This is a genomic window from Blautia massiliensis (ex Durand et al. 2017), assembly GCF_051861785.1.
Lineage (GTDB): Bacteria > Bacillota > Clostridia > Lachnospirales > Lachnospiraceae > Blautia_A > Blautia_A luti_A.
The window spans coordinates 3,983,367-3,995,604 of record NZ_CP146725.1 but is presented as its reverse complement, the minus strand read 5'-3'; the positions used below and the strand labels follow the sequence as shown (position 1 = coordinate 3,995,604).

Annotated in this window: 9 protein-coding genes and 1 riboswitch; all 9 genes read right to left on the bottom strand. The window is 38.7% G+C overall.

Going from position 1 to position 12,238, the window contains the following annotated elements:
* Positions 1-6: 6 nt before the first annotated feature.
* The 9 genes from V9W66_RS18870 to V9W66_RS18830 all read right to left on the bottom strand — a co-directional run bounded on the left by V9W66_RS18870 (position 7) and on the right by V9W66_RS18830 (position 12,178).
* Entirely contained in the window at positions 7-2,169 is a 2,163-nt protein-coding gene (locus V9W66_RS18870) for an ATP-binding response regulator (RefSeq protein WP_144094083.1), read from the bottom strand.
* Positions 2,153-2,968 carry a substrate-binding periplasmic protein gene (locus V9W66_RS18865; RefSeq protein WP_144094084.1) on the bottom strand — a complete coding sequence of 272 codons (816 nt, stop codon included), beginning with the start codon at positions 2,966-2,968 and terminating at the stop codon, positions 2,153-2,155. Before V9W66_RS18865 ends, V9W66_RS18870 begins: the two co-directional genes overlap by 17 nt.
* A gap of 66 nt (positions 2,969-3,034) precedes the next feature.
* Positions 3,035-5,179, bottom strand: coding sequence for an ATP-binding protein (locus V9W66_RS18860; protein ID WP_144100541.1), 2,145 nt, complete (start codon positions 5,177-5,179; stop codon positions 3,035-3,037).
* Between the two features lie 146 nt (positions 5,180-5,325).
* The gene (locus V9W66_RS18855) at positions 5,326-7,170 is read right to left on the bottom strand and encodes an ABC transporter substrate-binding protein (protein ID WP_144100538.1); all 1,845 of its coding nucleotides are present in this window, start codon (positions 7,168-7,170) and stop codon (positions 5,326-5,328) included.
* Positions 7,171-7,268: 98 nt separating this feature from the next.
* Positions 7,269-7,344: riboswitch (cyclic di-GMP riboswitch) on the bottom strand.
* A gap of 481 nt (positions 7,345-7,825) precedes the next feature.
* Positions 7,826-9,193 (bottom strand): sensor histidine kinase, encoded by a 1,368-nt coding sequence (locus V9W66_RS18850; RefSeq protein ID WP_144100536.1) that lies wholly within the window; start codon positions 9,191-9,193, stop codon positions 7,826-7,828.
* Positions 9,178-9,843 carry a response regulator transcription factor gene (locus V9W66_RS18845; RefSeq protein ID WP_144094088.1) on the bottom strand — a complete coding sequence of 222 codons (666 nt, stop codon included), beginning with the start codon at positions 9,841-9,843 and terminating at the stop codon, positions 9,178-9,180. The genes V9W66_RS18850 and V9W66_RS18845 overlap by 16 nt, the downstream gene beginning before the upstream one ends.
* A 59-nt stretch (positions 9,844-9,902) precedes the next feature.
* Entirely contained in the window at positions 9,903-10,724 is an 822-nt protein-coding gene (locus tag V9W66_RS18840; protein WP_144094089.1) for a NisI/SpaI family lantibiotic immunity lipoprotein, read from the bottom strand.
* Positions 10,717-11,448, bottom strand: a complete 732-nt coding sequence (locus tag V9W66_RS18835; RefSeq protein ID WP_144100534.1) for a lantibiotic immunity ABC transporter MutG family permease subunit — start codon at positions 11,446-11,448, stop codon at positions 10,717-10,719. Before V9W66_RS18835 ends, V9W66_RS18840 begins: the two co-directional genes overlap by 8 nt.
* Before the next feature lies 1 nt (position 11,449).
* On the bottom strand, positions 11,450-12,178 hold the full coding sequence (locus V9W66_RS18830; RefSeq protein WP_144094091.1) for a lantibiotic immunity ABC transporter MutE/EpiE family permease subunit: 729 nt from the start codon (positions 12,176-12,178) through the stop codon (positions 11,450-11,452).
* Positions 12,179-12,238: the final 60 nt, after the last annotated feature.

Below are 12,238 nucleotides of genomic sequence, written 5' to 3'. Positions count from 1 at the left end.
TATTAATTATTTCACCAATTTATGAATTACTTTTTTCAGTAATTCCACATCAACAGGCTTAGCAACATGTTCATCCATCCCTGCTTCTTTTGCTCTTATTCTGTCCTCCGTGAAGGCATTCGCTGTCATTGCAATGATCGGTACCTCCTTTGCATCCTCTCTGTCCAGAGACCTGATCATCTTTGTAGCTTCATAACCATTCATGACCGGCATCATAATGTCCATAAGAATGACATCAAATTCACCAGGTTCACTATTTCTGAACAGTTCAACAGCTTCCTGTCCATTCCAGGCTTTTGACACGTCAGCGCCTTCATTCTGAAGCACAAATTCGGCGATTTCCATATTCAGCTCATTATCTTCTGCCAGAAGAACGTGCAGTCCCTTTATAGATTTTTCGGATACCTCCTTCTGTTCTTCACGTTTATCCGCATCCGAATCTATTTTAAACGGAACCCGGATCACAAATGTCGTCCCTACGCCTTTTTCACTTTCGAAAGTAATGGTACCACCCATTTTCTCGACCAGTTTCTTTGTAATCGGCATTCCCAGACCTGTTCCTGCAAATTTTGTGCGGCTTCCGGTATGCTCCTGTGCAAATGGTTCAAAAATATGCTTCTGAAACTCATCTGTCATTCCGATTCCGGTATCCCGGCAGACAAATTCTATTATCGGCATTTCCGGCTGTTCGGATGGAATTTCCCTGCAGCTGATATAAATCTGCCCGTTTTCTCTGTTATATTTCACCGCATTGGACAGAATATTCATCATCACACGTTTCACATACCTCGGGCTTCCAATAAGATCACGGTGTTTGATTTCTTTTTTCTCCCATACAATCCGGATATTCTGTTCTGCTGCAATCTGTTCGATCACAACAAGCACTTCCTCAGAGATTTTGATCAGATTAAATGGAACCTCTTCCAGAACGATTTCATCTGACTCAAGCTTACTCATATCCAGAACATCATTTACCAGTTCCAGCAGCAGATTGGATGCCTCTTTCACCTTTGTCCTGTATTCCTTCTGCTTCTCCATATCATCTGCATAATGGTCTGCCATATTTACCATGCCGCAGATTCCATTGATCGGAGTCCGGATATCATGGCTCATCCGCTGTAGAAACTCTGTTTTTGCCTCATTGGCTGCTTCTGCCTTTTTTGCTGCTATCAGAAGTTCTGCTTTGTATTTTTCATCTTTTTCCTGTTCCTTTTTCTGATGTGCCTGGTTGGTTCTGTATGTCCAGAACCAGAATATACTGAACATCAGGAAATAAAGAAAAATGACACCTGCTACGCTTAATGGAAGGTTATAAAACACCTCTCTGTCCGGAAGATAGGCATAAATATAATAATCACGCTGTTTCAGCATGATTCCATAACATCCAATTCCTTCCTTCTTCAAATGATAAATATGCTGACTGTCTGTATGCTTTTTCATTGCCTGAACAACTTCGTTGTCGGTTGTATTCTGCCCCAGCAGGCTCTCGTCATTGCTGGCAACAATGATTCCCTCGTCTGCAACAATAATCGTTCCATCTTTCTGGACACTATAACCATTTAAAAGCCCTTGTATCGTCAGCGTATAGTTTCTGGCAAATTCAGGAGATGTGTAATAATAGGTCGCAACGATACCTGGTGCATCTTTTCTGGCACAGGCTGCAATGTCAATATGTGATCCGTCTTTCCTGTTAAACCGTTCTGAATAAGTTCTTTCTTCATATCCGTCAAAATCCATGATAATGTCTTTTTGCAGATACTCCGTGATCTCATTAGTCAGAGACTCATCCATACTGTATTCACAGTCCGTCTTTCCCTCTGCATCCAGTATAATGATACCATCCACCCAGAGAGTCTGCAGGTTTTCTTTCAGAAAATCCTGGCTTAGCTGACCGCCGTTTTCTATTTCCGTATCGATATTCGTGCTCATCTGTCTGGCACTTTCAATGGCACGGAGAAGACTTTTGGATTCCGAAGATTCATTATAATGGGTGCAGGTGGAGCACTGCACTTTCACATAGTTTACAATCTCCACCATCCTTTTCTCTGCTTCCGCTTTTTCTGCGTGGAAGAAATAAAACAGAGAGACTACTGCCACACAGATTCCAATCAGACAGCCGAACAGCCGGATTCGTTTTTCTTTTTTCTTTCTCTTAATATCCAAGGTCATCCACCTCCAGATACTTCTGGGGATCATCCAGATATTTTTCAATGATTTTCAGGGATGTGCCATCCTGACGCATCTCCTCCAGTGTCTGATCCATCTGCTCACAGATTCCCCGATCATCCTCTTTTGCAAAAGCGACACCTATTCCGGTGATCATCAGAGGTTCTTCCAGAATACGGAAACTTGCATCATAATCCTTCATATACTGAACGATAGATTCCTCGTGTGCTGCAACTGCATCTACATATCCTTTCCCCAGAAACGTATAGATCAGCTCCCTGTGTCCCAGACTGATCAGATTGCCCAGCTTTGGGATTCTCTCATCCGTCCGGTTCAGAAAGATTCCTTCCGGTTTGGTTGTGGACTGAACAGCCAGGTTCTTACCCTCCAGGTCACTCAGTTTATAAATATCACTGTTCGCATTTACAGCGACCACCTGACGGCTTGCTATGTACGGTCCCGCCCAGCGGTAATCATCAAGACGCCCTTCCATGGAAAAACAGCCCATGATACAGTCAATCTCTCCGCTCTCCACCAGTTCTTTTTTCTTCTCCCAGTTGATCTGGACAACTTCCAACTGATATCCCATTCTTTTGAAAGCTTCCGTAGCCAGTTCTACATCGATTCCCGTCGGTACACCATCCTCATTCAGATAATTGTATGGTGGATAGTTGTCGCTGCCGAGGGTAATAACAGGCTTTTCGGTTTCTTCTTTCGTGTTATCTGTGTTTTTACACCCTGCCAGGGTGACCGCTAAAATTCCCGCAAGCAGAATGCCTGCAATCATTCTTTTTCCTTTCATTTTCTATCTATCCCTAACTATCCTTTTCGATTCTTTTATGTCCGGTTATTTTCCATTTGTCACTGTTCAGTAACCTGCGGTTCGGTACCCCCCCCCGCCGGATTTTATACTTCTGATTGTCTTTTCCAGTACTTTCATCTCAACTGGTTTTGAAATATGTGCAGTCATACCGGCTGCCAGAGAATGCTGAATGTCCTCTGAAAATGCATTGGCAGTCATGGCAATGATCGGAATCGTCTTTGCCAGCTCATGGGAACTTCTGCGGATTGCCTTCGTTGCCTCATAGCCATTCATAACAGGCATCTGCACATCCATCAGGATCATGTCATAATCACCTGGAGCAGACTGTTCAAATGCTTTCAAAATCTCTTCACCATTTTCACAGATGGTACATTCTGCACCTTCAATCTTTAACAGTTCCGTCAGGATCTCCGCATTCAGCTCATTATCTTCTGCACACAGGAATCTCATTCCCTGCAGGATATTACCATCCTGCTCATCTGTTTCTTCTTGTGCTGCCAGAGCAACTGTTCTATCCTCTGCAATTTTCAGATCTATGAGGACCTCAAAACAGCTTCCCTGTCCCAGTTCACTCTCCACATCAATGGTGCCTCCCATTGCCTCAACCAGGTTCTTAGTAATCGCCATTCCAAGTCCGGTTCCCTGTATTTTGTTTGTAAGAGAACTTTCAGCACGAGTAAACGGATCAAAGATTGTCTCTTTGAAATCTGCAGACATTCCCATTCCATTATCGCTGACTAAGAAACGGTACTTTGCATAGACAGATGACTTTGTCTCATATTCTTCTACAAGGAACTGAATTTTCCCACCTTCCTGGGTATACTTCACTGCATTTGAAAGCAGGTTGCTGAAAATCTGCATCAAATGAACCTGATCACCATTCACCCACTCATGACGGATGTTTTCTTTTATAATTGTAAGTGTCTGCCTCTTTTCATCTATTTGAGAATGAAATATAGTGTCAAGCTCCTGTACAAATTCCAGAATAGAAAAGTCAGAATACTTGAAGACTGTTTTTCCTGCCTCAATCTTACTCATATCCAAAACATCATTAATAATTCCTAACAGATGCTGTGATGAAATGTCTATTTTATCTGCATATTCTATAACTTTTGCTTTATTACCTGCATCATGTCTGATCAAAGATGTGATACCAATGATTGCATTCATAGGTGTACGAATATCATGTGACATATTAGACAGGAAATCCGTTTTCGCCTTATTTGCATTTTCCGCTGTCTGTAAAGCCTCTGTTGCAGCGTTCTTTGCCTTTTTCAGTTTTTGATTGACTACTTCCATTTCCTTCATTGTTTGTAAATGAAGTTCATTATTTCTTTTTTCATATTCTGCTTTTTGATCTGCAAGGCCAAGTCTGGAAATACTGTAGAATAAACCGACAAAAAGTAAAAGTATAAACCCTGCCATGAGTATTGTTGTACACAACACCGTTTTCTGGTAATCTATCAGCACATTGTCAATAACTCCCTTTGCCACAATGCATACCAAAATGGTGTTGTTGCTTTCTATCGGGCAATACCCCAAATAATAGGGAGTCTGTTTTCCCAGAAGTGAAACCCCGGATTCTCTGTTATCAAACTTCTTTTTGAACAGATCAGCCTCTTCTTCTGTAATAGCCTGTTCCCTTTTTAAATGTTTTAACAAAGAATAATTTCGCAGGTATTTATCACCACTCTGGTTCGTATACGTAATATTTCCGTCATTATCCAGCATGAATAAATATGCTTTTCCATAATAACCTTTCAGTTTTAACATGGAATCCAGTTTCGAATGATCGTACACAGTTCCAATTGCCGTATAAGTTTCCCCATTGATCGTATATTCCTGACATGGAATCGCAACCAGATAACCGTCTTTTTTCTTCTGATCATAATCAAGACACACCATTTTTCCAATATTGTATCCATTCTTTAATTCCAGCAGAAGTTTACTTGGCATATCAATCCGCATTTTTGTTCCACCTGCTGATATTGCCTGACCATTTTCCTGAAGGAATATAAGTGTACTTTCCGATTCTTTTTCCCATGCTTCAAAGAAATTCTTGTTCGTATCTGTTTCAAGAGACAGTTCCCTCTCATGAAGTAAAAATTCCTCAACTAACTGCAGCTGGCTGTAGTATCCACTCACTTGAAGATCATAGGTCTGCTGTATCTGTTCGACAACAGCTCCCATACTGCTTTTTCCATTTTCGCTGATATACTTGCTAGACTTGCTTATCAGATACGTTGTTCCTGCTAAGCTTAAAAGAATAATAAGTAGTATAAGCAACAGCCTTGTTATTTTTTTTCTTTTATTTATCGCTTGTTCTATCCCCACTTTTACTGTTCAACCTCTATATAATCTTCCGGTGCTGACGGCTGCTGTCCTTTTGACATTGCTTCGATCCATGTACTTGATAATGTTGCATCTTTAAGCTGCTCAATCTCACATTTCGGATTTATTTTTTTCAAAACAGACATTGTGGTGTCTGTAAGAAGAATAGAATATTCCTTTTCTTTGTCTATTTTCTTATCATTAACTGTTAAGTCCTTTAACGAAAATCCACTTTCCTTTTGATTAACGATTATTTTCATACCGGATGCAATTGGTAATTCGTATTTATTGGTTACGTAAAAATTCTCATCAGCATCAGCGAGATATTTTTCCACGAGTTCATAAACCTGTTTACCATTAATTTTTGCAAAATACAATGGTGTATCCGAACTCTTCGCTGTCATCATGCCAACCCGGCTGCTGGTGCATTCTCCTTTGTATATAGAAGAAGTGAAATAATAATATGGTGCCAGAGCCAGCTGTGCATCATTTTCTTCTCTAATCGTAGTTAAAATGGAAGATGCTGCATCACGGCCATTTCTATCGTTCAGTGAAATGGAATATGCATTTTCAAAATTCACCGTTGCTTTTTCTTCTGGATCTTTGCGATTCATTACACTGCGCAAAGTATCATAAGCCTGTGTTTCATCCATTTCCCCTGACAATAATCCGTGAACAGCCTCAAGACTTGCTTCAAATGATTTTTGAGCGGAGTATCGGATATAAAAAGCATTATTATTAATTTCCTCTTCCAGTCCAGACACATCCTTCATCATGGTTGGAACATCTGTATTCAATGAAATAACACCGCTTCCATCCGCAATCAGCTTTTGCCCCTCTTCTGAAATCATACAATCCAGCACATCCAGTGCAGTATCCAGTTTCTCCTGATCTTTTTCCAGTTTTTTGTTAAATGCAATGTTTAAGGACGGATGCATGTACACATAGGATTCATCCGATGTCTGTGAAAAGTAAGGAATACGGATCAGTTCCGCATCCATCTGTTTCTGCAGTTGCTGCATAATCGTCGGATGTCCATGAAACATTGCTGATTTTTCCTCGACAAACATCTGGGTTCCCGTATCGATGTCAATATTGACATCTTCTTTGCCAAAGTGCGAGTCCTTAAGAAACTGACTGGTTTCTGAAAAAATACGTTTCCATAATGTATCATCAAACTTTACTTCATCCGTTGCAGTTTCTGCACTATTTCGCCATTCAATGCCATCCAGACTTGTAAACTCACCGATTGCCGCCGCCTGGATGATTTCATTATTAGACCAGTCTTCACCAAGATCCATGGAATACGGTTTTATGCCATTATCATAAAACTGCTGACAAGCCTGTACATATTCCTCATAATTTTCCGGAATCTTAATTCCATACTGATCAAACAGTGTTTTGTTGGCAATGATCGTCTGCGGAATACCACAGATTGGCAGCCACTGGATTTCATCCTCCGCATTCTTATAATATTGCAACGCATAAGAATAATACTTAGAAACAACATCATAAGAAGCAAAATCCATAAGATAAGGCTGTAAGTCCTGTGCATCTGTTCCAGAAAATCGACGTACTGTTATGATATCCGGTAATTCATCATGTTCTCTAAAATAACTGTATAAATCGGTATCATTGTTACCAATAATAAATTCAATATCCTGATCAGGAAACTGTTCATGAATATAGGGTGCAATATTTTTCATCAAACGATTATCCCACAGATAAACGGTAAGATGATCATCGTTTTTAGATACTTCTTTCTTTGACTGTCCACATCCAGACAAGACAGCAGTTGCTACAAGTACACTTGACACCACTGCTATCAGACAACGTTTTGCCTTTTTCATACTTTTATTTTCCTCATTCTTTTCTGATAAAATCATTATTGTTACGTCTATGAAATAACACCGTAAAAAACACTGTCAAACAGACAGTGCACGTCATTTCATACAACTGGCTGCCATTTTAAAGACCCTGTAGCTTTGCGTCCCAGACTTTCATCTGGTTTGCCGATTTCCTTAATTATAGCTTTAATCTTATGCAAAAAACCGATTTTATTATACTTTAACGTTCTACTATGCACAAGAAAAAAATTACCGTTTTAACGTTCAAAAACAAAAAAGAACAGCCGATACATATACTCGAACTGTTCTCCTACTTCCGAAGTCCACGCAGCATTGACATTACTGTTTCCTGCTCATTTGTACTCAGATTGTTCCATATCCCCAGAACTTCTTTCTGTTTTTCTGTCAGATTCTCTGAATTACATTCCTGAAAAAACTGCGATAATGTCACGGCAGGAGTTTCTCTTTTGCCTAAAAATCAAAGCCACCGCTTCAAAAGCACGGGAAAATGTATCTGCGTTACGATGGCTTTTTTTCTTTGCCGTCGTGCGACAGAATGAAGTTATATTCTTTACTTATATACTATATGGAAAATTTGTAGATTTTATAAAGATTTGAAAAAATAATGAGCGATACCGTAGTATCGCCCTCTAATTTCTTAATATGGAATTTTAATTATTACCTGCGCACCACCAGTCTTTTTAGAATTGCTTAAAATAAGTTGCCCGTCATGTTGTTTGATAATGCTGTTTGTGATATAAAGTCCCATACCAAAGTGCATATTAGAAGTTCTGCTTTTATCGCCCATAAAAAATTGTTCTTGTGCATGGTGTATAGCTTCTGATGTGAAGCCGGTTCCCTCGTCTGTTATGGATATGTGTAAAAAATGGTCTACCTTTTGTGTTGTTACATAAATTGTTCCCAGTGGTGGAGAATAGTCTACGGCGTTGCTTATCACATTCATAATTGCCCGTTCTAACAGAAGTTTATCCGTTTTGAATATACCCAAGTCAACTTCCTTTTCCATGTGCAGACAAATTCCTTTTGCAAGACATAAAGAGTTTGCCTGTGCTTCAATCTGTCCCATGTAACCAGAAATATCAATTTCTTCCAAATGAAGCTGATACCCGGCAACAGTCCGGGAAATATCAATCAGCGTCTTAATATAAATGCTTATTTGACTGGAGCTTTCAGTGATATAATCTGCATATAGACGTTGTTCGTCATCAAGTTCCGTTTCATTTATCAAATCAATATTTCCTTGAATAACTGTCAAAGGTGTTTTCAAATCGTGGGCTAATGCTGCAATCTGTTCTCTCTGTAATTGTTCTGCGTGCCATTGCTTCTCTAAAGACATTTTCAGATCATCCCGCATTTTAGAGAAAGAAAGCAGAACATCTTCAAATTCTTTAATATTAGAATGGCCTATTTCAAAATCAAGATTTTGTGATGAAATTTCTTCGGTCGCGTTCATAATAGGCACTAATTGTTTTTGTAGACGCCTTGAAAAACGAATGGTTAATAGTATACATACAAACACGCAATTCAGAGCAATTAGAGAGTAAAGTATTATTTCCGGTGAAGGAAAATATTTGTTCAACCATGGGTTTATAAAGCGTGAACCAATATAGTATTGTAAAACAATCAATTCCTTATCCCTTGTAATCAACAGAAACTGCTTTCCGTTATTTGCAGTATTAACACCATCGGTCGCATATCTTAATGCTGATTTCACATCATCATTTTTTAAGGAGGTTTCCAGTATTGTGTATGATTTATCCAGTAAAAGGTAATCACACCCGGGGGGCATATTTTCTGTTACATCTGCCAAATCAGGTGTTGAAGCAAGAACAGGAGCTATTGTTTTCACAAATTCTTCACTTTGATTAGCATAATTAACAATCCCCAAACTAGCAAATATCGTAAATATAAGAAAAGGAGTGATTACGGATAATGCCAGACCGCCTATCAGCATAACAAGGTATTTTATAAAAGCTGTCCTTAATGTCGCTATCTTTGTTCCCATTTGTAACCTATTCCCCAAACTGTAATGATTGGCTGTACCCCCATCTTATTAAACTTTGCCCGTACATTTTTAATGTGAGTAGAAATTGTTGAGTTATCGCTGTCTCCGTCAATACTAAATACAGCCTCATAAATCTGTTCTTTAGAAAAAACCTGTCCTTTGTTATTAGCAAGATATTCACAAATTAAATATTCGCTCTTTGTAAAGGGAACCGGGCAGTCATCAACCCGGATTTCTTTTGCGGATAAATCGACCTTAATATGTTCAAAAACGATTGTGCTGTGTTTTTCTCTTGTTTCCCGCCGCAGATGAGCGTTTACACGTGCCCGCAATTCAGCTATACGGAAGGGCTTTGTCAAATAGTCATCAGCTCCAATTCCCAAGCCAAAAGTGATATCGTTCTCCAATGTTTTAGCAGTAAGAAATAGTATGGGGCAATCCACAAGGGAGCGGATTTTTTTACAGAATGTAAAGCCATCTGTGTCAGGCATCATAATGTCAAGCATTATCAAATCATATCGGTTTAAGTACTCTAAGGGAATCTGTGAAACAGATGGATATGTGGAAACGGTGTGTCCGTCTTTCTGCAATCCACTTTTTATCAATTCCAAAATAGGAATTTCATCATCTATAGCAAGGATATTTGCCATAAAATGCACCTCCTTTCACTCTGGTACTATTGTAGCACCATCATATTATTTTGCAAATTTTACTGACATTTTGCCACCCGGTATTCAGAATTTACTTCTACTGCCACGGAATCAGTTCTATCTTTGTCCAAGATTTCATATATACCGCCTATTGTCCACTGCTCTCGTTTTTGTGAGCTCTTCTCTTTTCCGCTCCAATCAATATGATATAGTTCCTCTTTGGGAATTTGTAATTTTGTATCATTATCAAATGTATAGGATTCAGCAATTATATCAATATATTCTCCAATATTTTCATAGGGAACGGTTTCATCTGTTATCTGATAAACTTTATCCCCGCATAGCAACTGTGTACAATTTTGCGTATTTATTGTAAATTCTCCTTCGGCTGTTGCCTCTGTTTTCTGATTGTATCGAAAAATAGTATCTTTGTCCGTAACAAATCTATTAAGAATAGCTTTGTGGTAGCCTCCGTTTACGTCAACAATAAGCTCCTGCGTATTTCCATCTTTGACCGTATAGACATTTAAAAATGGAATGATATAGGCGGCGTCTGGTTTTGAATCAGCAATATCAGCTAAAGTTTTAAAAGTGGCCTTTTCTGTATCCTGTTGAAGCAGGATTTTCCCGTTTGAATCTATGACCGCAAGTTTTCTGATATAGCCAACCCATTCTCCAAGTTCTGAATTTGACAGCGTATCATCAAGAATGGTGAAGCTGTCTCCCTTGTAGGTAAACTGTGTCACATTATCCGTATTCAGCACACATTCTTCTTTGTCTTTGGAATATTCATCAATTCCCTTTTCCAAAACAGAACAGCCAGTCATACTTGCTCCCATCAGCAGAATAGCAACAACCAGTAAAATCATTTTCTTAATCATCGTTTTTCCTTCCTTCCCATTGTGAAATCCAAAAAGTCACTGCAATAAAAGCAATTATTGTAATAAGTCCCATTATAAAAACCTCATTTTTGTGTAGGAATAGTTTATCGTCTAACACATAATGGCTTAAATCAATCGCCCAAGCGAAAGGGATATACTTCCAAACTCCCGCTAAGACAATATTACTGTACATAATTACCTGTAGGCTTTCAAATACACCTAAAAATAATGACGGCCCAAGTCCAAACTTAAAGCCAATAAATAAATGGAAAATGTAAAGTATAATATTTCCAAAGGCAAGGACTATGATTGTTTCTAACAGCATGACATAGGGTGGATGTGGAATAAGTCCTTGTATTGCTACCAGTATAGAAAATAATAGCACCAAACTAATCAGTGAAAGAACGCCTCCACCAAAAAGGACAAGAAACTTTCCGCAGAAAATGGTTATCCTGTTTGGAACGGACAGAATCGACTGTGAATGTGCGGTGTGATCTTCCATAAACGTATTTAACCCGGTAATTATGCTGATAAGAATTGGAAAAAACGTAGCTGTAATCTCAAAAATCAGCTTATATTTATTGTAGTCTGGCCGGAAACTGTATAAGCCAAAATAGCTTGTAAAAAGGATTGCACCGACTATCGGTACGAATATATGAATTGGTAATAGTGGTGTGTGGCGCAATTTTACCAATTCTGAACGAATTGCTCTATATAGTGTCATTCTATTTTGCCTCCTGTCTGCTAAAATTACCTGCACCCAAATAAGTAAGTACGAAAAAAAGTATGAATGATAAAATTAAAGATAATGCGACAGGTAATATGGAAACGTTAGGAGTGTCATTCAATGTTCCATTGATACCAATTCCCATTAGTGATTCCGCCAGCTTTGGAGCCCAACAATATGGACACAGCCACCATAAGGAGGTAGTTCCAAAAAAGCCGGGAAGAAAAATTCCAAAGGCAGTGTTTACTACAAGCGGCATAAACAATCCTATTTTAAAAATCAAGAATAAGCAAAGCGGAATCTGCCATATAGAAGCTATCATAATAGCAACACTGCCTATAAAGGATTGTCCCGGTGTGAAAATAACGGTTGACGGGGAGATAATATTGCTAACACATACCAACAATGCCAATATAAAAGCCGCAAATATCATTTTTTCAATCAGAATCAGATTTTTACTAATCCAAAATTTTTTCAGATTGATAGACATAGAATATACAGAATAGTATTTATCTGCACGTATTTCTTTTTGATTGGACAAATAGCAAAGAACTGTAATTGTTCCCGGAAGTAAAAAGGAATACCACCAATACAAGGTCATATATTGGAATCCAGTAAATCCAGCCATAAGCCAAGCAAAAACTGCTGTAATCAATGGGGCAATTATCAACAATTTATTGGAAAAGGTTCTTCTGAATTTTAAATGTTCTGATTTAAGGTATTTCATACTCTTACATTTCCTTCCTATAATGTCAAGCCCTAAAGTATTGATTTTACGGGCTTTTTC

Bases quoted from the DNA above. Each gene is read 5' to 3' on its own strand.
- V9W66_RS18870 (WP_144094083.1), bottom strand. From the start codon at position 2,169: ATGACCTTGGATATTAAGAGAAAGAAAAAAGAAAAACGAATCCGGCTG.
- V9W66_RS18865 (WP_144094084.1), bottom strand. From the start codon at position 2,968: ATGAAAGGAAAAAGAATGATTGCAGGCATTCTGCTTGCGGGAATTTTA.
- V9W66_RS18860 (WP_144100541.1), bottom strand. From the start codon at position 5,179: ATGGGAGCTGTTGTCGAACAGATACAGCAGACCTATGATCTTCAAGTG.
- V9W66_RS18855 (WP_144100538.1), bottom strand. From the start codon at position 7,170: ATGAAAAAGGCAAAACGTTGTCTGATAGCAGTGGTGTCAAGTGTACTT.
- V9W66_RS18850 (WP_144100536.1), bottom strand. From the start codon at position 9,193: ATGGGAACAAAGATAGCGACATTAAGGACAGCTTTTATAAAATACCTT.
- V9W66_RS18845 (WP_144094088.1), bottom strand. From the start codon at position 9,843: ATGGCAAATATCCTTGCTATAGATGATGAAATTCCTATTTTGGAATTG.
- V9W66_RS18840 (WP_144094089.1), bottom strand. From the start codon at position 10,724: ATGATTAAGAAAATGATTTTACTGGTTGTTGCTATTCTGCTGATGGGA.
- V9W66_RS18835 (WP_144100534.1), bottom strand. From the start codon at position 11,448: ATGACACTATATAGAGCAATTCGTTCAGAATTGGTAAAATTGCGCCAC.
- V9W66_RS18830 (WP_144094091.1), bottom strand. From the start codon at position 12,178: ATGAAATACCTTAAATCAGAACATTTAAAATTCAGAAGAACCTTTTCC.